Consider the following 25,705-nt stretch of genomic DNA (forward strand, 5'->3'; position numbering starts at 1 on the left):
CATTTTTTAAGATACAACACATCCACACAGAGTGGATTTAAAACCTTAGTGCAGCTTAAGGTTTGGACGCAGCACGCGATTAATGCGGCCGACGAGCATCATCAGACCGGTTTTGAATACACCGTGCAACGCCATTAGGTGCATGCGATACAACGAGATGTAAACGACACGAGCAATACGGCCTTCTACCATCATCGACCCTTTAGTTAGGTTCCCCATCAGACTACCAACGGTTGAGAAGCGACTTAGAGACACTAATGAACCGTGATCTTTATATACGTAGTCTTTCAACTCGCGCCCGTTGATCTTCGCGACGATGTTACTAAATGCCTGGCTTGCCATTTGGTGTGCAGCTTGAGCGCGTGGCGGCACGAACGAACCGTCAGACTGGGTACATTGTGCTAAGTCACCAATAACAAAGATGTCATCATCTCGTGTTGTCTGTAGTGTGTTTTTCACTACAAGCTGATTGATACGGTTCGTTTCTAAGCCAGCGATATCTTTAATAAAGTCTGGAGCTTTGATACCTGCAGCCCAAACCATGATTTGAGCTGGGATCTTCTCACCATCTTTTGTAGTAAGGCCATCTTTTTCAGCTTTAGTCACCATAGTGGCGGTGCGCACGTTTACGCCCAACTTCACCAACTCTTGATGAGCAGCAGAAGAAATACGTGGAGGTAACGCTGGTAAAATACGCTCACCTGCTTCAATCAGATTGACGTTCAACTTGCTAGAGTCAAGATCACCGAAGCCATAAGTGCGCAGCTCTTTAACAGCATTATGTAACTCCGCTGATAGTTCAACGCCAGTTGCACCAGCACCAACAATCGCAATATCGACCGTACCGTTACCGTTTTTCGCGTGCAGCTTTAGGAACTCGTTGTTCATTTCTGTACGGAAACGGTGTGCTTGCTCAGGGCTGTCTAGGAAAATACAGTTTTCACGAACGCCAGGCGTGTTGAAGTCGTTTGATGTCGAGCCAATCGCCATCACTAGAATGTCGTATTCTAGCTCACGGCTTGGCATAAGAAGTTCACCGTGTTCGTCTTTAAGCTCACTTAAGATGATCACTTTACGTTCACGGTCGATGTCTTGAAGACTACCCATTTGGAAGTCGAAGCTGTGGTTTTTTGCATGAGCTCGATAGCTCAGTGCATCTACTCCTTCGTCCAAAGAACCTGTAGCAACCTCATGCAATAATGGCTTCCACAAGTGGCTCGCTTTTCGATCGACTAGCGTAATTTGCGCACGGTTTTTGCGACCTAGAGTTCGACCAAGCTTAGTTGCCAACTCAAGACCACCTGCACCGCCGCCTACAACGATAATGCGTGTCACAATGATTTTCCTCTACAAAAATGAATATATGGGGTTCAGCTCGATGCATGACTCACAAACATTTGTGGCATCCATCCAACCGATGAATTCTTGGTTCTTAGAGGTGTCTCAATTACTTGGATTAAAAAACTGCCACTCACCTTGAATCTTTATCTATCAATGACTTGTCAGGGTTTGGCATGTTTATCTGGTACGCATACGACGCCAGAATTTTTTGGGCAAGTTTATTACTCGCTCTCAATTTTTTTTGATATTTATCAAATTATTTTAGTCCGGTTCATTATATAGAGACCAACTTTGAAGGCAACCAAAATCCGTGTAACGAGTACGGATTGACTACTTTTCGACTACTCTACAACAAGGTGTTCGTGCTACATAGGAGGGAAGTAAGAAAACGGTAAGGAGAACACAATATTCAAAGCGTTAAACCAAGAAAATGTGCCTTTCAAAGAGACAGTGGCTCGGCATACTCAAGAGAAGGAATCGCAGCAAAGCAGCCGATAAAAACGCCGCTTTACTGTCTACACTCAACATTAATAAGTATTTTTAAATACCTTTATCGCTTGTAAATGATGAGAGATTTTTTTGAACTTATGAGACTGAGTTTCATCCCAAATGATTTGATAGTGTTTTCCTAACTCAGCTGCCGTTTTCGAATTGTCATGCACTTCATCATCTTTAGAGAGAATCACTAAGCAGTGCGCTTGATTTTTCGCTCGAAACTGATCAACACATTTTGTTGCGATATCTTCGTACTCTTCTGGGCGATCGATTCGACCAGCCATCGTTTTTTCTGGGTGCAAGTTCGGGTTGAACATCACTTGTTTGATACCGCATAGAAAACCAATTCGCTCAGACCAGTAACCACCTAAACCAACCCCACAGATTAATGGGTTTGGGTCATCAGATTGATCGATAACTTTAGACACTTCTTTTAACAAGTGTTGCATGTCGTGCTTTGGGTGAAGGGTGCTGTAATTGATAAAACGAACGTCGTCGTCGATAAATTGCAGTTGAAGAACTTTTTCGTGGTTACCCGGGCTTGTACTGTCAAAGCCGTGTAAGTAAATAATCATGTGTACCTCTCCCTGTGTGTATCTGGTACTTTTATTAAAACTACCACTATTTCCTTACTGTTAAAGGGGAAAATATCACGAGTTCTCAAAACAGTGATCTTCCATACACAATGAGCCTTTCAACTCATACGCACTGTTTAAGTATTGTTCATCTCCCCACAATTTATAGGCAAGTAGATACCAGAGCATCGCCATCACCAAGGTTCTTGGTTGCCAAGCGTGTACACCTCTCAGCCAAAGAGACACATCTTCGATACCTCGAAGTTGGCAATACTGCTTTACCGCTTCTTCCACAGGCGCATTCGCGACCTGAATAGTTAAGGTCAAATCAAGCCTAGGGTCAGCAATCCCGGCATACTCCCAATCAATGACTTTCACCCCACTCTCTCCTCGCACTAGGTTGTAACACCCCAGATCGAAGTGACATAGGGCCAGCGGAACAGGTGCAACGTTCGGTTCCGTGCGCCACTTCATGTACAAAGCCTCAAACTCCGTCCCCACATACTGACCACCAAGCTCAAGCCAATAATGATCGATGCGAGAAATATATGAAAATGGAACCAAAGGAATTGCGCTTATCGGATATTGATGAATCTTCGCCGCAATGGATAATAAATTGCTTAGTGCTAAGCCTGACTCCGTCAGAGCCTCTCCTTCTATCCATTCCACCAGCAACCCTTGCTCATGAATAAAAACTGGCTTGGGGCCAATTTCCAATGAAGAGACTGCATTCAGCACTTGATATTCACTGTGACGAGAAATTGAAAAAGCCTTGCAGACATGACTGGTCGGTCGCCAGATGTATGCAAGGCCTTGAGAAGATTCCAACCGCCAACAACGGTTGGTGAGCCCCCCGGTAACAGTTTGTACTTTTACCGGAGGCTCCGTAAAGAAGCCATCGAGAGCGTTAAGACTCGGATCTAACTGTTTTGCTTGTTGCCAAGAAAACCATGCCATTGATGACTTCTCCACCCTGTTCGATTAAAGACCGAATAGGCTCTTAGATTGCGCTTTACGAATTTCAGTTTCATCCGCCCACTCAATCAAACCTGTTTCTAGGTCCATTAGGCGCATGGTCATCTTGTAGTATACATCTTTATCGCTACCCGCATTTTTCACAATGCTAGATAGGTTGCCGTAAAGCATGTATTGAGCACCAACCATTTTACCAAATTGGATAGCTGTGCTTTGGTTAACAAGCTCATCCGTGTTTTGGAAGTTAAGTTGTTCACGCACAGACTCAACACGATCCATATCAACAAAACGGAACTTACCTGAGTTCAACATCTTAGTAGAGATCGTGTCAGTAATGGATTCAGTGTCAATATGTTCACTGGTTTTGTTCTTAATTCGCTCAACAAAAACGATAGGACGTTGGTCACGAGTAATTGCTGCTACAGAGCCCGACATCATCATGCTATCCACCATTTCAGCCGCGATTTTTTGTAAATCTGTTGAGCCAAAATCGATAGTCGTGGTTTCTGTTGCTTGCGCATCGCCGTAAGAGACTTTGTTAGAACAGCCACCTAAAATGACGGCAAGACCTAAAAGAGCAATAATACTTTTTTTCATGAGAGTTCCTTAGTTTTTCAATACCAGCGCATCGTTAGCGCGGCAGCTTCGGCAGAGCCGTTAAGATTAATCGTCTTGTGCTTCTCTAATTTGCACACGGAATTTTGTGCCATTTGGATTCACAGTAACTTCAGATAACGTGACTTGCTCAAATCCTCGCACAATCATTTTTCGCCACGGACCAGGTTTGGTATTCACTTCTAAACCATTGTTGTCATACCAATAAAATCGGTAAAGAATGTGCTGATCACCTTTGTAATTGCTACTCAGCTGCACGACTCCTCGTGGGCGATCATCAACGTAAGTGGTGGTGATGTTGTCAACTAATAAGCGACTACCTAAAACGTTATCATTAAAGAATACTTTTTGCGTTTGGCCATCAATTCGAATACCAGCCGTGTTTTCGGCGCATCCAACTAAACCAATAGCCATTGCTAAACAAACAAGCCATGCTTTCATTACAGTCTCCCTAGCTGTTTATGCCACACGGTTGAGTGTGCTCCCTGACGAGATACCCATACCAATGTAGTCTGCTGTGCAGGCACTTCAAACTGATAGGTTTGATCACCCAAGTTTAAACTTTGTGTTCCCGGTTTCACGATTTTTGAAGCCGTTTTCACTTGCGCTGGCAATGTTTGCCAACTTCTCGTATCTGGCTGTTCGGTCAATGTGTTCCATACATTGAAAAGTATGTTGCCCACATCATCGCCTTTTTTCGCCGCCTCTTTTCGGATTCGATCTTTTGCCCAAACACGAAGAGCTTGACGGATCACTATTGTAGTAAGACGTTCATTAAGATCGTTTTGCGCCATCGCATTAACATCAGTCAGCGTACTGGAAGGCAATACCTGACCATTTAAAACAACATCGCTAAAACGTTGAGCACCTCGGTTCTGATAATAAGGAAGCGCCAACGAATAAATCGCGCCATTATCGCGACTGTCGTAAATCGGTAAATCAATACGCCACCCTTTCATCGCCTCAACAACACCCTGCTCATCAATAACGATGACTCGCCCTTGTGACTGAGTTAATCCAGAAGGTGCTTTGCCATACCGCTTCTCTAGCATGCGCAAGTCTTCACGCATGCCCAGCTTCTTAGCAGCGTATAAGGTGCTTTCCACAACTTGCTTGTTGTCTGGCATTACAGCGAGTGCTCGTCGGTAATCAACATAAGCACTGTTTAAGTCTCGCGACGCTTCATATAACAAGCCAGAAAGATAGAACAGATAACCATTTTGTACCGCGCTTAGTTTTTTACCAGCATCAGGGTAGTTCGCTAACACACTGCCTAAATTGGCAGACATGCCTTGCTTGTTAAGGTCTTTCTCTGCTGCTTTTAGCTCTTTTTCACGCGCCTTTCTTGCCGCTTCCTGAACTTGATTAGCACGACGCACTTCAACTAGTGCTCCTTCTAAATCGTTTTTCTGTAAGTAATTTAGTCCTAGATACAGGTGCAAAAAGCCAAGTTCGTAATCGGCGGGATGATAGTCTTGGAGATTGTCGTTCACTGCGAGAGAGCCGACGCTCGTTGCCGTGTCTGACACAGATATCGTCGCTCGATCTTGTTGAACACGTACGGCACGATCGCTGCTTTCTAGCGCATTCAAACTTGTCGGGTAATCTTCAGCAAGAAAAGAGATGCGACCTTTTTCAAAATTGCCAAGTATCTCGCCACCCACTTCACTTGATTGAAGTTGTTTTGCTTTGGCATATTCCCCTGCAACAACGGCTTGATAAACTTCTTGATTCTGGTTGCTGTAATGACTAAACAGATTGCCCGCAGATAAATTCGCGCAGCCAGAGGCCATTAAAGCCCAGCTCATCAGCCCTAACAGCTTTACACCTAGTTTCACATTTATCTCCACAAATGTGTCATTCGACAGGAAAAAGAAGTGGGTGAATCACCACCCACTTTTAAAAGCTTAGCTCAATACCATTGGACCTAGAGGGCGGCCGCCTAGTAGGTGCATGTGAATATGGTAAACCTCTTGGCCACCATGTGGATTACAATTAACGATTAGGCGATAGCCGTCTTCAGCAATACCTTCTTCTTTCGCTAACTTTCTAGCAACAGTGAACAAACGCCCCATCATTGCTTCATCTTCAGCTTCTACATCATTCGTTGTTGGGATCAGTTTATTCGGAATAATGAGAATATGGCTTGGTGTGCGAGGGTTAATGTCGCGAAACGCAGTCACCAAATCATCTTGATAAAGGATATCGGCAGGGATTTCCTTGCGAATAATTTTACTAAAGATCGTTTCTTCCGCCATGAGGACTCCATTTTATAAACGTAATTAGACCCCAATTAGTATGCGCCAACCAAAAGCGGAGCTCAATAAAAACAGTGTTCACTTAACATTATTAATCAAATGCTAATTAACGAAGCTTTTTTTGTCGTGTGCGTCATAAAATGCGCGTCACAAACTGAATACAATCCAATGAATTTTGTTACTTTTTTAAGACAATTAGTATTTTTATACCCAAGTAAACTCAAAAATGCTTGGGTAGCTTGTCTATTTTTGGGAGAGGAAGCTCACTTATGCGAGGTTCAGTTATTAAAAGGATGTATGCCGGCTTTGCACTGATCATCATCCTATTTGCCGTCACAATTGCCATTATGATGGGAGGAATGAGTGATATTCACGGAAAATTTGGCACGGTTTCTAAATCATCCCTACCGTTGGTATCGTTATCTAATCAAACCAGTGTTGAGCTGCTTTCTGCCGACAAATCATTTAAAGACTTCCTGACGACAGAGAATAAACAACGCATGGATGAAATGCGTCAGGAATTTGCTAGATCTCAACAGCGCTTCGAATCCACATTGGCTCAACTGAAAACCGCAAGCCAAACCTACCCTTCTCTTGCCGAACCGTTTTCACAGTTAAAAACGTTAGAGCAGAGCTATTTTACAGAAGCTCTAGAGGCCATGGACAACTACGAAGCAATGTTCGCGGCTCAAGAAGAAGTGCAAAAATCCTCACGCCGCTTCCAAAAACTGAATACCGAACTGTCGGTTGGTCTTAAAGAATATGTGGCAGATCAAACCAGCATTTCTGTCAAAGTCATGGCAAAGAGCTACTTTATCAAGTTAAAAGATGCCGAAGTAATTACCTCTGATGCCCTCGCCAGTTCCAACCCTGAGTTTGTTACGCAAGCCGTGGCTAAAAACCGCAAAGCAGTAACGCACTTGAATTACGCATTCCGCGGGTTGGTGACTCAGCTTCCTGAGCTAGAAAAAGCATTTGGCGAATCTGTAGAGCAATTTACTCGTGACGTCGGTATGCGTGGCGGTGTGCTAGACCAACATAATAATTACCTCAATGCTCGCGCCGCTTTGTATAACAATATCGCCAACCTAGCAAATAAAGTGGATTCAACCATGGCGATTCTTGAGCAATTTACGACAACCGCAACAGATAAGCTCAATGAATCATTGGCAGATGCAGGTGACATATATTCGGCGGGTGTAACGAAAGCCATCATCATTGGCGTTATTGTCGTTTTACTCGCGACAGCGATTGGCTACCACATCGCACAAAGCGTTCGCGAGCCGTTGACTCGTATTCTAAAAGTGTTAGAAGGCCTGACTGAAGGTGATATGACACAGCGTATCGACATTCGCTATAACAACGAATTCAGCCGTGTGAGTGGACACATTAACTCACTCGCCGACAACCTTCACGAGATCTTGGTGAAACTCAACGAAGCGTCAGAAAACCTATCGTCAACCGCGACAACCAACGAACGCACCTCTTCGCAAGCACAAATTAAATTGAGCTCTCAACGCGAACAAACGGCAAACGTCGCTACCGCGATGACAGAAATGTCCCATTCAGTGCAGGAAGTCGCGCAAAGTGCGCAATGCTCTCTAGAAATGGTGCAACGCGTCGAATCTGCCTCTGAAGAAGGCAGAAATGTTATGAGCAGTAATATCTCAACCATTAATCAACTAGAAACACGTTTGAACGAATCGGTTTCCGCAGTTTCTGAGCTACAAAAAATGAGTGGTCAAATTGGGTCTATCCTTGATGTGATCCGCAACATTGCGGAGCAAACCAACCTACTGGCATTGAACGCGGCAATTGAAGCGGCTCGCGCTGGTGAACAAGGTCGCGGCTTCGCGGTAGTGGCAGATGAAGTACGAGTACTCGCATCAAGAACGACTCAATCAACCACTGAAATTGAATCTATGATCAGTAATCTGCAATCTAGCTCACAATCGGCAAACCAAGTCATACAAAGCTGTATGAGCGATATGGAGATGTCGGTTGAGCAAGCGTCAAAAGCGAACAGCTCAATGGAAGAGATCCAGGCGCTAATCATTGAGATCAGCCAAATGAGTACGCACATTTCACAAGCAGCAGCAGAGCAAAGTGAAACATCAACAGACATTGCTCGCAGCATTGAAGATATTAACAACATCGCCGATGAAAGTTTCCAAGCCATGTCGAGTATCGCACTAACCAGTGAATCACTGACCCACTTGGTTCATCAGCAAAATGAATTGGTCCACCGCTTTAAGTTATAAATACTTTATAACTAAGAGCATTAATTAGTGCAATCAACTGTATAAGGGCGACTTTTTGTTAAGTCGCCCTTGTTTTTTGTCGGCCATGTCTACATATGATTAATAAGGCCAGCTCATCCCCTTGCACAACTCTTTTCGAGCGGCCTCATAAAAAGGAAAATCTATGGCTGTTCATGTTGGTATTATCGACCAAGACCCAGTGAGATTGGTCACTCCTCTATTAGATAATCGTACGCTAAGCACACATATCGTCTTCATCGGAGACAAGAGCCAGTTAGATATATTTGACCGACTGAGTGCCGTTTTAGATCAACGAGAAATTACTTCTGAATTTTTTGAAATTCCATCCGCTGTTAATACATCTCTGATCAAACAAGCAATTCAAAAACTGGCAAAAGACCTCCATGAACGCGGCGAAGATGTAAAATTGAACGCGAGCTGTGGTCTTCGTCATCGCTTGTTGTCGGTGTACGAAGTTTTCCGTACCTATCGCTGGCCAATTTTTGTGGTTGAGCCTAGTAGCGATAAGCTTTGTTGGTTATACCCTGATGGCAAAGAAGATACCCAAGTCGAAGATCACATTACGATTGCAGATTACCTCACTATCTTTGGTGCACGCGGCGAGTTTCACCACGTTGATTTACCACCTCTTCTTGATAAAAAATTGTATGAACTTGGTGAACGATGGGCCTCAAATGCGCTTGAACTTGGGCCAGGTCTAGCAACACTTAACTACCTTGCAACCACATGCCGCAAAGAACAAAAGCTTGATGTCGAGCTCTCCGAAAAACAGCAGGGCTACCGTGAGCTCAACATGTTGCTTTCAGATTTAGTAGAAGCAGAAATCGCCACCTATGAGAATGGCGTTTTAACGTTTGCAGATGAAGATGCTCGACGCTTTTCAAACGGTGAGTGGTTAGAAACTTTGGTTCACAGCACCGTGAAGCAAATCCAAGACACCATGCCAACGATCCAAGATCGATCGTTAAATGTTCAGGTTTATCGCAAACTTGGTGAAAGTGAAGTACGCAATGAGTTAGATGTCGCAACAGTTGTAAACAATAAGCTGCACATCATCGAGTGCAAAACCAAAGGCATGAGAGATGACGGCGACGATACTTTATATAAGTTAGAATCGCTTCGCGATCTATTAGGTGGCTTACAAGCGCGCGCAATGTTGGTGAGCTTCCGTCCTCTTCGTCACAATGACATTACTCGTGCTGAAGACTTAGGGCTAGCCCTGATTGGCCCTGATGAGCTTAAAGATTTAAGAACGCACTTAACTGCTTGGTTTAAAGACGCGGGCGGTTCAGACGAGATATAGTGCCATTAAGAAAAGCTAAAATTCACAACGATAAAAAGCAGCATTAATGCTGCTTTTTTTATACCTAAATTTTAGCTGTACGCATTTCTATAACTAGAAAAAAACCAGAGGTTAGCCTCTGGTTTTTTCTGTTTGTTTAAATGCCAACTATAGGGGCTTAAAGCATTTTACGCGCTGCTTCTACAACCACTTTAATTGAACGCGCTTCCGTTTCTTTCAGAGTTGAATGATCTGGAATCTCTTTTTGTGTACGGTTGATGATAACACCTGCCACACAACCCGCTTTTAAACCAGAGCTCGCACACATTGTTAGCAGTGTTGCAGACTCCATCTCGAAGTTAAGTACGCCCATGTCTTGCCATTCTTGCATAGAGCCTTGGAAACGCTTAACAACACGACCAGAGAACGTATCGTAACGTTCTTGACCAGGGTAGAACGTGTCGCTTGATGCAGTCACACCCATGTGAACTGTAGCGCCAGACTCTTCTACCGCTGCTTTCATTGCGGTTGCTACTTCAAAGTCAGCAACTGCTGGGAATTCCATAGGAGCAAAGTGTAGGCTCGCACCGTCAAGACGAACTGACCCCGTCGTTACGATCATGTCACCCACGTTTACATGCGGTTGAATTGCACCCGTTGTACCAACACGTAGGAAAGTACGAACACCAAGCTGTGCCAATTCCTCAACTGCGATAGAGGTAGAAGGACCACCAATACCTGTAGAACAAACCACAACAGGTTTACCGTCTAGCTCTGCACGGTATAGCGTGTATTCACGATGGCTTGCTAGAAATACTGGATTTTCCATTTGTTCTGCGATTTTTTGAACACGCGCTGGGTCACCAGGAATGATCGCTAGAGTCGCACCATTAAGATCAGCTTCAGTAACACCTAAATGGAATACAGCTTGAGACATAAGTCGCTCCTTATTGTGGCTTATTTTATGAACAATAAGCTCATTAATCAGTTATTGGGTACAGATGCACTGTAGCGAACCTTTCACCAACATAGAGTGATCACAATCACAATGACAAAATGTAATGAAAGTGAAATTTCAAACAAAACTGGTATTGATCACACTTTAAGGGGCGTTAAATCATTTTGTTGCATAGCAATGCGTGATTTCAAGGACGAGAAAAACGTCTGATCGCATCAGGTGAATACGGTTAAAAAAAGCCCGATACACGAATGCCTCGGGCTATTAATGAGTGGGATCATTGGTTAGGTCAGTTATTTGATCTGTTTGGACTCAAAACGAAGTAATCTCAACGCATTCAATGTCACCAGTGCTGTTGCACCACTGTCAGCTAATACTGCAACCCACAACCCAGTAACCCCAAGTAAACTTGTCACTAAGAATACACCTTTCAAACCTAGCGCTAACGCGACATTCTGACGAATGTTACTTAGCGTCGCACGCGACAGTTCTATCATGGCAGGTAGCTCAATCAACCGGTTGTGTGTTAACGCCGCATCAGCAGTCTCGAGCGCAACATCCGTACCGCCTCCCATCGCAATACCAATGCTCGAAGCTTTCATGGCTGGAGCATCATTGATACCGTCTCCCACCATCGCAACGGTATGTTGTTGTGATAGTTTCTCGACGTAATGCACCTTGTCTGCAGGTAACAAACTCGCTTTATAATCCAAGCCTATTCTATTTGCCATTGCTTCTGCACTTCTCGGGTTGTCACCCGTTAGCATCACCGACGTGACCCCAAGTTCCTTCAACATTGCGATGGCTTGCTGGGCATCTGAGCGCAATGTATCTTGCCATGCGATCACGCCAATGACCTCGTCATCGTAACGAACAATGACAACCGTTTTACCTTGTTGTTCCAACGTAACCACTTGCTCTTTGGCTTCTTGAGAAAGTGGAAAGTCTGCCTTTGAAGGCGTGACCACTTGGACCATTTTTCCATCGACGTAACCAGTGACACCAGAGCCTACTTGCGCGGTTTTATCCAACGCTTCAGGAATAGTAAGCCCCTTCTCTTGCACTTTGGTAACTAAAGAAACCGCTAGAGGATGACTTGAACCAACCTCGATTGACGCAGTTAGGCTAAGTAACTTGTCTTCATCCATATCAAAAGCAAAGACGTCGGTCACTTCTGGTTTACCTTGCGTCAGTGTCCCAGTTTTATCAAATGCGACAGACTCAACCTTGCCAAGCAACTCAAGCGCCGCTCCACCTTTGATCAATGCGCCCCGCTTAGCCGCTGCCGCCAAGCCAGAAGTGATCGCCGCAGGCGTTGAAATGACTAATGCACATGGACAAGCAATCAACAGCAGGGCGAGTCCTCGATAGATCCACGTTTCCCACGGTTGGGCAAATAGTAATGGCGGCGTAACGATAACCATCAGAGACACCAACATCATTAGTGGCGTATACCAACGGCTAAATTTATCAAGAAAGCGTTCTAATGGTGCCTTACGAGATTCGGCTTCTTCAATCAAATGAAGAATTCGGTCTATCGCATTCTCGCCCTGACGGGAAGTCACCTGTAAGCGAACCACTTTATCGACAACCACAGCCCCGGCCATCACTTTGCCACCGGTTTGATGTTCAACGGGAACAGATTCTCCCGTTAACGCACTTTCGTCAAAACTCGCAAGCGCATCTTGCAAAACACCGTCGGCAGGCAAACGACCTCCGGGTGCGACTTCTATGGTATCCCCTGGTTTAAGCTGAGCAGCTGGTACTTCTTTACGCTCTCCATCAATAATTAAAATTGAATTTTCTGGGACTAAGTCCATTAACGCCTGGACACCGCTTCGCGCGCGAGATGATGCATATGCTTCTAACTTTTCACCAATAAGGAAAAGCAATAACACCATTGCGGCTTCGGCGGTTTCACCTAAATATAAAGCGCCGAGCGCCGCTACACTCATTAACGTTTCAATCGCAAAAGGCGTACCGCTACGCGCCAACTTAAATGCTTTGAGCGCGATTGGGTATAAACCAAGTAAACACGTCAAAGTGAATAACCAAGCGCTTATTTGAGGGTCGATCTTAGAAATTACTGCCGCAGTAGCCATTGCACCAGCAATCGAGAGAATTTGGATGTTGTCTCTTATGACGCCAAGCCAGCCTTTCTTTGTAGTGCTTGGTTTTGGAGCATCCAGTGAAGAGAGCGGGAAACCCGTTTTTTGGGCTGTCTGCTCTATCGTAGCTATCAGCTCTCGACCATCAAAATCGACGACCAGTTTTTCTGTTGCAAACAAAACCTTGGCTTGGCTGACGCCTTGTAAAGACGTAATGGCTTTCTCAAGCTTTTGCGCACAAGATGGGCAATCCATACCTGACACAAGCCAAGCGTTCCGAACGGAGGAATTACTCTCCCTTGTGGGATCGTCTTCCTCGCCTGTGTCAACGCTGCAGCCTCCTCCACTACAGCAAGAGCTTTCAGAAACATCAACACTGGCCTGAGAGATATTGAGCGAAGATTTTACTGGCGCACAGCATGACTCGCTTGCACCAAGCGGCACCGCAGTTTTGATTTTGCTAGATTGGCAACCTTGATGTTTTGTACACATAATTTTTTCCTTATTGGTATCGGTGATTTACCTATTGCTAAGGGTAAACCTTAGAGTAAGCTCCAAGGTCAAGATAAATTTGTACAGTTCGGCGATAGAAAATAAAAAAGACGCCGAAGCGTCTTTCCAAACCAGTTTAAAAGCAATATTCCGTAAAATTTAAACAGAGAGGTTAAACGGGATGCTTAAAACACTCATTTAATGTCATTCCGATGGCACGCAGCACGTCTCTTCTTGTGATAACACCAACCAACTTACCTTTGCCATCCACCACTGGATACATTTTCGGCTTTCCAACTTTCATCATGTCAGCCAGTTCAATTACTGACATTTCTGGAGAAACAGATAAGACATCATCATGCATACACTCTTGTACCGTATGTGTATCTTGGCAGTGATAACTTGCTTTCACCAACTTATCTAATAAGTCTTGCTCCGATAAAAACCCAACCACTTTTTCATTTTCATCAATGACAGGGCCACCTAGTGTGACACTTTGCATTACTTTGTTTAAAGCTGCCGAAAGTGACATATCTTTCGTGAAAGTCACCGCTTGCAACGTCATGTAATCTTTTACTTTTAATGAATGCATTCTTATCTCCTTAAGGGCATTTTATTGCGGCCTTTAGATAAGTGTCGCCTAATTTCCTGATTTTACTAAATGGAAAGGAGTAATTTTATTTATAGGCACAGCCTATTGAACTAAAACAAAATTAACTCACCGAACAACATTCACTGTATTTCGTTAAACGCAAGATTCAGCCAGGCTGATTTTTCTAGGCAAAATACAACAAAGCCAGTCAATTGACTGGCTTTGTTATTATGTAATTGTTGCGTTAGCTATGTTGGCGGCGCATGTTGTCTAAAATAATGCCAGTCGCCATCGCGACATTCAGTGATTCGGCACCGCCAAACGCTGGAATCGTGATCTTATCTGTCACGAATTTTGCTGCGGCTTCGCGCACACCATGAGATTCGCTGCCCATCAACAAAATACCTTCAGCAGCGAAATCCGTTTTATGAACGCTCTCTCCTTCCAAAAACGCGCCATATACTGGCAATTTGGCGTGTTCCAAGTAACTTGGCAAATCCACCAAACTCACTTGTACGCGGCCAAAGCTGCCCATGGTCGCACTGATCGTTTTAGGATTATAAGGATCAGCACAATCTGTACTCGCAATAATGTGCTTGATGCCATACCAGTCTGCTACACGAATAATCGTACCTAGATTACCAGGGTCGGATACACCATCTAGCGCAATCATCAAGCCTTTCGCTTGAGGCTCTTTTACACTCGGAATTTCAACCACAGCAATGGCCGCATTATTGCTCACAAGCGTGCTCGCTTTGGTCAATTCATCAAGCGATGCTTCAACACAATCAAAACGATTTAGCGTACCAGCATTTTGTTCGAGAAATGCTGCTGTTGCAAAAACCTGCTTCACCTTCAATGAACTACTTGCTAGCTCTAGTACGTTCTTTTCACCCTGAACTAGGAATAAGCCATGCGCTTTACGCTGTTTCTTTTGACCTAAAGCACGAAGCAGTTTTAATTGGTTTTTTGAAATCATTAAAGTATCCCAGGTGAAAATGGTTATTCGACGAGCGTACCCTAAACAATCTTCACGAAAGTTCGGTATCGAGCGGATGAGATTATAAATTATACCTAAATAACCTCAAGAAGCTTGATCATCAGAAGACGTTGAACACCAAGCGTAGCCAAAATAAAAGAAGGCTCAAAAACGAAAAAAGCCCTGCGATAACGCAGGGCTTTCAAAGGGTGGGACCCCAGCCACATCCCGGCACACAAGTCACACGCTGCGGCTGCTTCCTTCCGGACCTGACCGAGTTCACGAGCTATTGTTGCGAGAGGACCAGAGCCCCATAATTCTTTTCGAGAGGTCTTGCCTCAATCGATGGGGCGATTATTCAGTATCAGCTCTCACAATGCAAGAGCAAAAACCTTGAATTTCATCATTTCATTACCGTTTGAACAAAACTCGATCAATTCATTCCTTTATGATGAAACCGTACAGTCACGATAAGAGGAGTCGTGCCGTGAGGACTGCTTACTCATGTACATGTCTTCATCAGCCAAATGCATCGCTTGCTCTAAGCTCATGTGCCGTTCCCTTTTTGCAGAGAAACCAATAGAGATACTTATAGACTCCAAATCACTACATAATTTGCCTTTCACGTCGATTCTACTGAGCTCTCTCATTGCTCTAGTTAACTCGGCTTGCGTTGGATAACCCAGCAATATGAACTCATCCCCTCCAATTCGATAACATCTTCCCGACCAGACATAATGAATTTTTAGTGCCAGTAGTTGTAAAACTTCGTCCCCAGCGCGATGCCCATAAGTGTCATTGATTCGTTTGAAATGATTAATGTCTAAGTAAAGTATGGATAGATCTTTGTTTACTCCTTTTCGATACTTTACTTGCAACGCACGACGGTTCCTTAACCCTGTTAAGTTGTCAGTGTTCGATTGACGGTAAAGATAAAGCGAAACACAAATAGCAAACAATAACACAAAGATAAACACAGCTTGTGTTTGCGTCGCTAATCGAATCTCATATTCAAGTGCGGTACGCCAATCTGGGCGTACATCGTACTGAGCAATGATCTTATCAACTTCTAACATCGCTATCGCTCGACTGAAGAAAGGCGCAAGCATGGCTCCTTTTTCATTCGCGACCAATCCAACAGAGAGTTGTGACTCATAAAACTCGCCAATAGCGGTATCCTGCTCTATCGGAACCAATTCACTGAGACGTAAAAAATGATTGAGCATCGCCGTATCCATCGGAATGTAATCGACTTCTTCATTTAGTAGCCCCTGAATGAGCTCTTGTTGGGTACGATAACGTTTGAGTTCTTTTAGCGGTAACAGTTGCGTCATCATTTGATCGAAAAAGTCATCCTTAACTACGCCAATCCGCTCAGATATCAACTGTGAAACATGAGAGTATGTGCTCGGTTTGTAACCTAAACGCTTGACCATCACCGATGCTGGCGCGTAATGGGACTTTGGAAAGTAGCTAAATGCGCGCCGCTCACGGCTGACCGTTAATGGCGCCAAAATTTCGAAATTACCTTGGATAAACTCATGGTACATAGAACCCCAGCTTTCACCAGGCTCACTAATGATCAAGCAGTTTAAAGCCAAGATCTCACAGCTTCTCAGGACTACATCAGCCGTCATCCCTTCGACACTACCATCTGCGTTGTATACAACATATGGAAAGATAGATTCGAGCTTAATCCGTATTGGTTCATTAAAATCAAGGGGCAATAAACGAATAGAATCACGCAACGCTGCTCGCCTTAATTCAAATTGATACTGGGAAATTTCTTCGCGAAGCTGCTTTTGCACCGCTTCCCCGTGAATAAACGTAGCGAACGTGTCCAACTCTTCAAGATGATGATCTTTTTTACTGATGATGGATACGGGCTTTATCGAAATCTGATCATTGAGCATCTTGGCGTCAAACCCCTCCATCAGCATCGGCTTGAGCTGGTTAATGGCATCGACAACGCCGTCCACAGCACCTGAACGTAGCAGTGTTACTGCTTGTTCGTGACCTTGATAAGAGATCTGTTCTAGCTCAGGGTAGTGTTGTTTAAGTAATTGGGCATAAACTGTATCTTTGGGGACGCCAACACGCGAAATATCACTCAACGTCGAATCTTTTAAGCCAAAGAGGTAGGTATATTCGATATTTGTTGGGCGGGAATAACTAAAACGTTGAGCACGTTCTTGTGTGTAAGTGATATTCGCAGCAAAGTCCGCTTCCCCATTCGCTACTGAATTTAGAATGGCATCAAAGCTGGAGTAGTTCACGTATTGAACGGTAAAGCCAAACTCCTCTGAAGCAGCATTGAAAAGAACACGAGTGACGACATCATCCGCTTCAGTCGCGACTTTATAATGAGCAATTAAAGGGGCTTCGGCTTTTACATTCAAACTCAAGTGGCAACATGCAAAAAGCAACAGTGTTCGAGCAAAAGTTGTCATGACAAACTTATCTTAAATCAACCACTTATATTGTGGTTATTATTATTGGAAGTGTAGTAAATATGAAATGAAGAACATATACTAATCTCCATTTTGTTCCACAACCAATTCGATACTCTGCCGCACATGTCACTTTTTACCTGACTAAAAATTCATAATTCAGCCTGTTCATCGCTACTACGTAAAATATAGTCAGTCATCCAAGCCGTCCCTAACAAACAGATCCAAACCACGAAAACAGGGTTTGGCACATCCGTGGTCGGGCTGACGACTAAAGCGGCAAAACCCACAGTCGGCAATGTCCAACATAATAATTTGCTCCAACGAATGGTATGTTGAAGCTTCGCAAGTGCTTCCATTGACGCTAACATTCCCGTCAAACTTAACGCCATAAGAACGGCGTACGGTAGGCCTGCAATCCACAATGGGAGCAACAAAAACAACGGCCACCAGCTGTGTTTATTGGATGGCGTCCAATGCGCAGCCGACCACCACATCGCCATAACCGCAATGGTTTGAACCACTGTAACCCAAGCAGACCCATCCAGCTTACCTCCTTGCTGTGTGACCATAAGACCAACTTGCAGTGTAAGTACAATAAGACCAGCGGTGAGCAACACGCCTAAAGAGCTTCTACGAGAAAACACCACCATTAAAAGTGGGAAAAGGATCAAAACACCAACCGACAAAGCAATTGGCTGCATTGAGAGTGTCGCACCAAAAGCCATCATCGCGCCCAGCAATACTAAGCCAGCGAACCCACCTTGTGGCAGAACCCACAGCGCGGGGATCATAAGTGCAAGAACGGGAATGTCACCCTCGCTCAAACTCATCGCCCGAACGCAGACAACAGCGAGTAAGGTCGTAACGAAAAATTGAAGTGTCGATAAAATCATAGCGCCTCCTGGCTTCCCCACCTACTTGGTAACTCAACGGCAAAAACTGGGATTGAAAGTCGTTGAGAGGGTCTAGATTCAAGCTTAGCTTGCGTTTGCTTCATGCTGTTTAAGGCTCATCAACCAACGACACTAAAGAACAGAAAATGTAATTCTTCAAAGTGAGTCGCTGGCAACACAAGGGTTAAGAACCGTTAGCAATATACAAGTCCAATGGTTTACCATTCCTTAGTAATCCAAAATAGACACTTTTGAGTATGGACCAATTTTTAGCGCAAATCTTTGCTGTAATTCACCAAATTCCAAAAGGAAAAGTCTCCACCTATGGGGAAATTGCAAAAATGGCCGGTTATCCGGGCTATGCGAGACATGTTGGTAAAGCACTGGGTAACCTACCAGAAGGCAGCAAACTCCCTTGGTTTAGAGTGGTAAATAGCCAAGGAAAAATATCTTTAAAAGGCAGAGACTTAGAGAGACAAAAAAAGAAATTAGAAGCAGAAGGGATTGAAGTATCGGAAGTTGGCAAAACTTCACTTAAAAAATACAAATGGCAGCCTTAAGCTGCCATTTTTTGTTCTCAGTACGTCGTATTAACGTGTTCCAACTAGACGAATATCTAATTGGTGAGTTTGTGCTTCATCTGTAATAACACCGTTATGTGTGTCGCTGATAAAACGCAGCTTTCCATCTACCTCAATGCGAGCACGAACGCTGTAACGATGGTTTGGTTTGATTTCATTGCTGTCGTAACTCAACTCAAAAGAAAGAGGAACTTGCTTACCTTCTGTTTCGAATGTCTGTTTCGCCAACACTTTTGCTGGCGCATCCGCCAAGGACACATCTTCTAACGCAATAGTAACCACTGCGTTTGGTGGCAAGGCAATCCGCTCGCGATAAGCCACTGTACCTGTAATCGTCTTCATTGACGCCTCTGTAGATTCCATTTCTGTATTTTGAGAAGTTTGGCAACCCACTAACGCAGCCCCAAAGAGTAGAGAAGTAACAAGTAGTAGTGTTTTTTTCATATATTCCTCGAAAAGAGCATTAAACCGAAGCAATTATAGGTGTGGAATATAAAACTGTCTGCTTCCTGTCACTTTATTTGACAATAGTTTGACTGAGTTAGAATTTATCAAACAATTGATTTTGTTTCATAATTGGAACAATACTATTTCTAAGTTACTCAATAGTTCTTAACTATGCCACTTCACAAGAGTGAGGCTGTTGAGGTAACTTGGAATGAAAGACAACGGTGAGGAGACACAATGAGTAAACCACTACGAGAATTGCTCAGCCTACTACAACTCGAAAAATTAGAAGAAGGCTTGTTTCGTGGCCAAAGTGAAAACCTAGGTTTGCCTCAAGTTTATGGCGGTCAAGTAATTGGGCAAGCACTTTCTGCTGCGCGCTACACCGTTGAAGAAACACGCACGGTACACTCCTTCCATAGCTATTTTTTGTACCCTGGCGATCCAGAAAAACCTATTATTTATGATGTAGAAAATCTGAGAGATGGCCGTAGCTTTAGCACTAGACGCGTAAAGGCAATTCAAAATGGACGCCCTATTTTTTACCTAACCGCATCCTACCATGGCGATCAACCTGGGTTTGATCATCAAAAAGAAATGCCAGATATCCCTGGTCCAGAAAACTTTGCCTCAGAGAGTGAGCTCGCAAGCCATATTGCAGAATTTCTACCCAAACGCTTACGCAAAACATTTTGCGGGGAAAAGCCAATCGAAACTCGCCCCGTTACGGTTATCAACCCTTTGAAGCCCAAAAAAGCAGAACCCAAACAGTACCTTTGGATTCGTGCTAATGGTGAAATGCCAGAGAATCAGCTAATTCACCAGTACCTTCTGGCCTACGCATCCGATTGGGGATTCCTTGTAACAGCAATGCATCCACATGAAGTCTCATTAATGACGCCTAACTTTCAAGTGGCCACCATTGACCACTCTATCTGGTTCCATCGCCCGTTTAAGATGGATGAATGGCTTCTATATGCGATAGAGAGCCCAACGGCGAGCAATACTCGTGGGTTGGTCCGTGGCGAAATATACAACCAGCAAGGTCACTTAGTGGCGACCGCCGTGCAAGAAGGGGTGATGCGCTACACGAAATAGCTCGTGTTCGTTACACGAAAAAAGGAGTGCTGTTCCGCACTCCTTTTTTAATGGGTATCAAACGATGATTAATTTGGTTGATACTTCATGTTAACAACCGACCATTCGTAAAGTGATTTCGGGTAACCATATTCACCTTTCCCGTAAATGACATTTGGGTCGGCATAGAATCCACCTTTATTCGTTGCTAAAAATTCACGAACCCCACGACGGTAAGTAATCACAGGTGCAACTAACTCATACTCTACCTTTTCCATCTTCGAGTCATCAATTATTAAGAACCGAGTCATACGAATCGTGCTGCCGCTGGTGCAGTACCCTGGGTCATCATAGTCAATTGCTTCAAAAGGCTTGAGATCATCTTCGAACAGCTCTGATGTACATCCATCAAATCGAGCTAAGTGTACCCACGCTCCTTTTATTAGAGTTTGGTCATCGTTACCCACCGGCTTGAATGCAAGTAGTGCAATCTTACCTTTGCCGTATAATTTCAATTCTTCGTCCGTTGGCTCACGCACTGAACGAACGTTCATCAAACCAAACTCACTTTCTTCTAAGTTAGAAAACTCACGTGCATTTAGCGTGCTAAACAATACTGTTTGTTCAGTTTCAAGCAATGTATATTGATCCGCAACACCTTCATCTGCAAAGCTTAGATACAGCTGGACTTTCTTACTTTCCAACGCTTTGTAATCTCGAGATTCTCCTTCCGAAACGTCGAGAGAAATCCAACGTCTTTTTACTGGTGGGAGGTCAAGTAACGTCAGCTCTTCCTTATCAACATCTAATGAAGCGACTCCTTTAATTGTTGAGCTGGATATTTGATAGCTGCGGTTTCCTATTGGTGTACCAAAGTCTAGCTTAACCTTTTTAAATGGTTCAAATTCCACCTTCATTGTAGAAGTACTTAAACCAGGGTGATTCGCTTTGTTAATAGTGCCATTTACGACGATTGTTTTAGCTTTGTAGTTGCGCCCAGTAAGGGTAACCTCTAATTGGTACGTGCCTGCATGCAGGATTTTCAAACGCCCTGTATCAGGAGAAACTAGCTCGACCACAGGGTCTTTTTGGTTAATAAGACGGTAACTTGCCTTCGCAGTCCCACCACTCATCACTGGTGAGATAACACTACCAGCGGAGAATTCTACCGTTGGGTAAGTAACCGATACAGGGTTTGTGCCTTGTTTAATCGTGACCGAGAAACTACTTTCACCCGGATCCACTTTGTCGTCCCCCGCATCCGAAACAATAATTTTTGTGCTACCCGCGTTAAGAATTTGCATGGCACCCGTTTGGCTGTTTAAGGAAACCACATCTGTTGCTGCGTTGTCTGCAAATCGGTACGTAACTTCCCCAACCGTACCAGAGATTTTCGGCGCAACAAATGTTTGGCCAACCTTCCAAATCTCTTCCACATCGGATTGAACTTCAATTCGGCTCGGCGCACTCAAAATTGTCACGTAGACTTTTTGATCAGGACCAACGGTATAATTCGCGCTCTCTTTTCTGCGCACAGTTAGCGTCGCTTTACCCGCTTTATACACATGGAGACGTCCTTCACTAAAACCACCGACAACATCTGGTGCGGTGTTATCTACAATCTCAATTTGCTCGTCAGCACTCAAACCAAAATCACGGTGAAGATCAAAACTGTATTTGTTGCTGTATACAACGTCATAATCGTGTGTTGCCATCGGTTGGCCTTCAGCCTTTGCAACTTTGATGACGACATTAAATTGAATAGGTTGGTAGAACTCCCCACCATCGTCTTCAAACTTAAGGTCGTACTCACCCGCAGTCACTACCTCCAACTTGCCGTCAGTCATTCGTAAGCCATTAGGTAAGCTGCTAACTAGATTTACGTTACCTTTTTGCCCTTTAAACGCCAGAGGGATTGAAAGATTTGGTTGATAGGTAAGCGGCATTTCAATGTCTTTTATAACGGGATGAGGCGCGCGATTAACTTCAAGATCAAAACGAGTTTTGCTTGCAGGATAATTACGCATGTCATGCTCGTAAATTTCCACTTCAGCAGCACCAACACCTTTGATCAGTAATGCTTCACCATTTTCAGTTTTAGCGACAACGTCTTCACCACGAATGATTCTCAGCTCATAGTCACCGTAGGCGTTCGTCACCTTAGGGAAAATTCGTCCACCTTCCTCATAAGTTGTGACGATATCCGCTGCGCTGATTTCTTGACGCTTGCCTTGTTTTATATCCACAAAAAATTGCGCTGTTTGCTGTTTATCCAGAAACGCGTCGCTGTAAGTTGCAGTCGCTTCAACCGTTAATCGACCAACATTATGAACAAGAAGCAAACCCGTTTCAGGATCTAGCAACTCGGCCACCTTGCTGTCTGGTACGCTATTTATAATTTTGTAAGAAATACGTTGCGTTTGAGCTTTATCTAGACGCACTGGTTCTAACGTCAACCCTTCTCGATACTCGTCTTCAAGCAAAGCGAACTGTAATTGCCCCGGAGCTACTGCATGCAGTTTAACCGTAGCGCGAACTTGTTTCGGCAAGTAAAAGTCGTTACCTGAATCAGTAATCAGCACCGATGCCTGACCAACTGAACCTAATGAATATACCGAACCGTTCTCATCAACACGAATCAAGTTATGACCACTTTCTACCTCATAACTCAGTTCGCCTTTTTGGCCACGGACGATCAACGCTTTTCCTTCTGACTCAATCGCATTGAAATTCAGATCACTCACTGAAAGTTCAGTATTGATGCCTCGCTCTACAGTGACAGAAAATCTTGCTTCAGAAGACTCATAAGCAGAGCTACTATCTGTAGCAAGAATAGTCGCCGTTCCTGGGCGCAGAATTTGTAGTATTCCTGAGTCATTAATTTTCACGACATTTGGCGGATTAGAGTCAATGACTTGGTAAGATACCGACCCATGTACATTGCTCAGTTTTGCTTCAGTAACCGTTCCCACTCCTTCAAACTTCAATACCGTGTCTTCAACTTTTAATTGCGGACGGTTCTGCTTTGTTATCGTAGTTGGTGTCTTCGTATTGTTCGGCTTAGAGTCTCCCCCACCGCCACAGCCAGCGAGTAAAGCTGCGAGAAAAAGCAAATAGTAATTTCTGTTCATTTTTAGTAATACTTTGTTACATACAAGATGGGGCGATAATAATACGATGTTTTATTAATCACTATCCCCATTTTTGAGTACTTTATTACTTAAGTAATTGCTACTGTATTAATCCTAAAAATAAATACTCAAAAATAGCGACCAAATTACATGAAAACACAAAAAGCAAACGTTTAAATCAAACTCTTCCATTAATTTAGTAAAAATTAATATTCAATAAAATAAAACATGAAAAATAAAGAGAAAAAATTGCGTTATTTTTTCTTTCATTATGATGTATAGGATTAATGGACTGCAAAAACAAATGGTTAATGAAAAATAGAAGAGAGAATAAATATCGTTTATATTTATAAAAATCTGGTAGGAAATAGTTTTAAAAGCATAATCAAACTACCTTTTAACATTTAAAATACTAAAAGGTAGAATTAACATTAGATAGAATTCTTATAGGGCGAGTTATTTTAGGATTGGTAACTCTGTTGTGTATTTAATGGACTCCATAGCAAATGTTGAAGTCACATTAGATAGCCCTTTTACGCTATTAACTAACCGCTTATAGAATTCGTCAAAACACTTCATATCTTTGACTAGTACTTTCATCATGTAGTCATACTCGCCAGCCATACGATAAAACTCCATTACCTCAGGAAAGTCACTCACAGTTGTAACAAAATGGTGATACCAACCTTCGGAATGATCAATCGTTTTTAACTGAACAAATGCAATGAAAGATAGCTCGAGCTTTTCTGCACTTAACAACGCCACGCGTTTTTCGATGTAGCCCTCTTCTTCCAACCTTTTCAAACGCTTCCAACATGGCGTCGTTGTCAGATTTACCTGCTCTGCTAACTCATTTAATGACAAGGTGCTGTCGGTTTGTAACAACGCAAGCAGCTGTTTATCGACCCGATCCAAACTCATCCTATAAAACCCACGAAGTGTAGAAAACTTTTCTATCAAAATAGTCATTACCGGCAACTATAGCAAAGTTTTTCTCTCGTATTATAGGTAAATTATTCCCATCTAATGCTTATCTATCGATTTCCAAGGAGAGACGCCATGTGTACTGACCACAACTGGATCAACAATGCAGTGCGTAAAATTGAAGCAGACTTTCAACGTTCTGCTGATACTCATTTATTTAAACTTGAACTGCCTTCTCTTGATGGTATCGATATCTACCTAAAAGATGAGAGCACGCATCCAACAGGCTCTCTGAAACACCGATTGGCACGCTCGTTGTTTCTTTATGCGATTTGTAACGGATGGATTGGTCCTGAAACCACAGTGATTGAAGCGTCCTCAGGCAGCACTGCCGTTTCAGAAGCGTATTTTGCTCGCTTGCTTGGCTTACCGTTCATTGCTGTTATGCCGAAAACCACCGCACGTAAAAAGATTGAACAAATTGAGTTTTACGGTGGTAAAGCGCATCTTGTAGAGCGCTCAGATCAGATTTATGACGAGTCTCGACGCTTGGCTCAAGAGTTAAATGGTCACTACATGGATCAGTTTACTTATGCTGAACGTGCGACTGACTGGCGCGGTAACAACAACATCGCGAACTCTATCTTTAGCCAAATGGAGTTAGAGGATCACCCGATTCCTAGCTGGGTAGTGATGAGTCCTGGAACAGGCGGCACATCAGCAACCATTGGCCGTTTTATTCGTTACCAAAAATACGACACCAAGCTTTGCGTGGTAGACCCTGAAAACTCAGTGTTTTACGATGCTTTCCAGTCAGGAAATCACTCATTGAAAGGCGATACTGGCAGCAAAATTGAAGGTATCGGGCGACCACGTGTCGAACCAAGCTTTATTGCTGGTGTCATTGATGAAATGCGCAAAATTCCAGACGCAGCCAGTGTGGCAACCGCCCATTGGGTATCTCAGCTGATTGGGCGTAAAGTCGGCGCATCAACAGGCACCAATCTTTACGGCGTGCTGCAATTGGCTTGTGAGATGAAACAACGCGGTGAGAAGGGTTCAATCGTGACGCTTCTATGTGATTCTGGAGAGCGTTACCTAGATACGTATTATGACTTAACATGGGTAAAAGAGAACATCGGCGATATTCAACCTTACTTAGCTCAACTCGAAGTCATTCAAGCAAAAGGTTGCGTTGAGCCAGCTTGTTGCGGCTCAACTAACGCTTAACGTGCAAACTGGACTTT

21 protein-coding genes and 1 other RNA gene are annotated in these 25,705 nt (G+C 43.7%); 5 read left to right on the top strand and 17 right to left on the bottom strand.

Annotated features, from left to right (window positions below):
• Positions 1 to 45: 45 nt before the first annotated feature.
• From R7Q46_RS06715 to hinT, 7 genes are all read right to left on the bottom strand, one after another.
• On the bottom strand, positions 46 to 1,335 hold the full coding sequence (locus tag R7Q46_RS06715) for an NAD(P)/FAD-dependent oxidoreductase (RefSeq protein WP_005378463.1): 1,290 nt from the start codon (positions 1,333 to 1,335) through the stop codon (positions 46 to 48).
• A 533-nt stretch (positions 1,336 to 1,868) separates the two neighbouring features.
• Positions 1,869 to 2,411 carry an alpha/beta hydrolase YcfP gene (gene ycfP / locus R7Q46_RS06720; RefSeq protein WP_054729258.1) on the bottom strand — a complete coding sequence of 181 codons (543 nt, stop codon included), beginning with the start codon at positions 2,409 to 2,411 and terminating at the stop codon, positions 1,869 to 1,871.
• A gap of 75 nt (positions 2,412 to 2,486) precedes the next feature.
• Positions 2,487 to 3,368 carry a thiamine kinase gene (thiK, locus tag R7Q46_RS06725; RefSeq protein ID WP_213901047.1) on the bottom strand — a complete coding sequence of 294 codons (882 nt, stop codon included), beginning with the start codon at positions 3,366 to 3,368 and terminating at the stop codon, positions 2,487 to 2,489.
• Between the two features lie 24 nt (positions 3,369 to 3,392).
• Positions 3,393 to 3,983, bottom strand: coding sequence for a penicillin-binding protein activator LpoB (gene lpoB, locus R7Q46_RS06730; RefSeq protein ID WP_005378467.1), 591 nt, complete (start codon positions 3,981 to 3,983; stop codon positions 3,393 to 3,395).
• A 66-nt stretch (positions 3,984 to 4,049) separates the two neighbouring features.
• Positions 4,050 to 4,442, bottom strand: a complete 393-nt coding sequence (locus R7Q46_RS06735) for a YcfL family protein (protein WP_005378469.1) — start codon at positions 4,440 to 4,442, stop codon at positions 4,050 to 4,052.
• Positions 4,442 to 5,839: a COG3014 family protein gene (locus tag R7Q46_RS06740; RefSeq protein ID WP_025766940.1), complete on the bottom strand. Its 1,398-nt coding sequence runs from the start codon at positions 5,837 to 5,839 to the stop codon at positions 4,442 to 4,444. Before R7Q46_RS06740 ends, R7Q46_RS06735 begins: the two co-directional genes overlap by 1 nt.
• Before the next feature lie 69 nt (positions 5,840 to 5,908).
• Complete coding sequence (gene hinT / locus R7Q46_RS06745; RefSeq protein ID WP_005378473.1) at positions 5,909 to 6,259, bottom strand: purine nucleoside phosphoramidase; 351 nt, start codon at positions 6,257 to 6,259, stop codon at positions 5,909 to 5,911.
• Between the two features lie 269 nt (positions 6,260 to 6,528).
• Between hinT and R7Q46_RS06750 the strand changes: the two genes are divergently transcribed.
• Complete coding sequence (locus R7Q46_RS06750; protein WP_318077406.1) at positions 6,529 to 8,520, top strand: methyl-accepting chemotaxis protein; 1,992 nt, start codon at positions 6,529 to 6,531, stop codon at positions 8,518 to 8,520.
• Positions 8,521 to 8,683: 163 nt separating this feature from the next.
• Positions 8,684 to 9,844 carry a DUF1887 family protein gene (locus tag R7Q46_RS06755; protein ID WP_005378476.1) on the top strand — a complete coding sequence of 387 codons (1,161 nt, stop codon included), beginning with the start codon at positions 8,684 to 8,686 and terminating at the stop codon, positions 9,842 to 9,844.
• A 157-nt stretch (positions 9,845 to 10,001) separates the two neighbouring features.
• Here the strand turns inward: R7Q46_RS06755 and udp are convergent, their stop codons facing one another.
• The 7 genes from udp to R7Q46_RS06790 form a co-directional block, all read right to left on the bottom strand.
• Complete coding sequence (udp, locus tag R7Q46_RS06760; RefSeq protein WP_005378479.1) at positions 10,002 to 10,760, bottom strand: uridine phosphorylase; 759 nt, start codon at positions 10,758 to 10,760, stop codon at positions 10,002 to 10,004.
• A 314-nt stretch (positions 10,761 to 11,074) separates the two neighbouring features.
• Positions 11,075 to 13,381, bottom strand: a complete 2,307-nt coding sequence (locus R7Q46_RS06765) for a zinc/cadmium/mercury/lead-transporting ATPase (RefSeq protein ID WP_213970506.1) — start codon at positions 13,379 to 13,381, stop codon at positions 11,075 to 11,077.
• A gap of 172 nt (positions 13,382 to 13,553) precedes the next feature.
• The gene (locus R7Q46_RS06770) at positions 13,554 to 13,973 is read right to left on the bottom strand and encodes a CBS domain-containing protein (protein ID WP_005378483.1); all 420 of its coding nucleotides are present in this window, start codon (positions 13,971 to 13,973) and stop codon (positions 13,554 to 13,556) included.
• A 244-nt stretch (positions 13,974 to 14,217) separates the two neighbouring features.
• Complete coding sequence (locus R7Q46_RS06775) at positions 14,218 to 14,952, bottom strand: RNA methyltransferase (protein ID WP_005378485.1); 735 nt, start codon at positions 14,950 to 14,952, stop codon at positions 14,218 to 14,220.
• A 212-nt stretch (positions 14,953 to 15,164) separates the two neighbouring features.
• Positions 15,165 to 15,261, bottom strand: an RNA gene (gene ffs / locus R7Q46_RS06780) — signal recognition particle sRNA small type.
• A 137-nt stretch (positions 15,262 to 15,398) separates the two neighbouring features.
• On the bottom strand, positions 15,399 to 17,402 hold the full coding sequence (locus R7Q46_RS06785) for a GGDEF domain-containing protein (RefSeq protein ID WP_213866970.1): 2,004 nt from the start codon (positions 17,400 to 17,402) through the stop codon (positions 15,399 to 15,401).
• Positions 17,403 to 17,554: 152 nt separating this feature from the next.
• The gene (locus R7Q46_RS06790; RefSeq protein ID WP_005389942.1) at positions 17,555 to 18,298 is read right to left on the bottom strand and encodes a hypothetical protein; all 744 of its coding nucleotides are present in this window, start codon (positions 18,296 to 18,298) and stop codon (positions 17,555 to 17,557) included.
• 257 nt (positions 18,299 to 18,555) lie between these two features.
• Between R7Q46_RS06790 and R7Q46_RS06795 the strand changes: the two genes are divergently transcribed.
• Positions 18,556 to 18,858 (top strand): DNA base-flipping protein, encoded by a 303-nt coding sequence (locus R7Q46_RS06795; protein ID WP_005378570.1) that lies wholly within the window; start codon positions 18,556 to 18,558, stop codon positions 18,856 to 18,858.
• A gap of 30 nt (positions 18,859 to 18,888) precedes the next feature.
• On the opposite strand, the gene R7Q46_RS06800 is transcribed toward R7Q46_RS06795, so the two are convergent.
• Positions 18,889 to 19,323: a YbaY family lipoprotein gene (locus R7Q46_RS06800; protein WP_005378572.1), complete on the bottom strand. Its 435-nt coding sequence runs from the start codon at positions 19,321 to 19,323 to the stop codon at positions 18,889 to 18,891.
• A 240-nt stretch (positions 19,324 to 19,563) separates the two neighbouring features.
• Here R7Q46_RS06800 and tesB point away from each other — a divergent pair, with 240 nt between their 5' ends.
• Complete coding sequence (gene tesB / locus R7Q46_RS06805) at positions 19,564 to 20,424, top strand: acyl-CoA thioesterase II (RefSeq protein WP_005378575.1); 861 nt, start codon at positions 19,564 to 19,566, stop codon at positions 20,422 to 20,424.
• 68 nt (positions 20,425 to 20,492) lie between these two features.
• On the opposite strand, the gene R7Q46_RS06810 is transcribed toward tesB, so the two are convergent.
• Positions 20,493 to 23,534, bottom strand: a complete 3,042-nt coding sequence (locus R7Q46_RS06810) for a cadherin repeat domain-containing protein (protein WP_213866971.1) — start codon at positions 23,532 to 23,534, stop codon at positions 20,493 to 20,495.
• Positions 23,535 to 23,990: 456 nt separating this feature from the next.
• Positions 23,991 to 24,455 (bottom strand): Lrp/AsnC family transcriptional regulator, encoded by a 465-nt coding sequence (locus R7Q46_RS06815; protein WP_053307491.1) that lies wholly within the window; start codon positions 24,453 to 24,455, stop codon positions 23,991 to 23,993.
• Positions 24,456 to 24,593: 138 nt separating this feature from the next.
• On the opposite strand from R7Q46_RS06815, the gene R7Q46_RS06820 reads away from it, so the two are divergent.
• Entirely contained in the window at positions 24,594 to 25,688 is a 1,095-nt protein-coding gene (locus R7Q46_RS06820) for a PLP-dependent cysteine synthase family protein (RefSeq protein WP_005389952.1), read from the top strand.
• Positions 25,689 to 25,705 lie beyond the last annotated feature (17 nt).

Source organism: Vibrio sp. 811 (genome assembly GCF_033339195.1).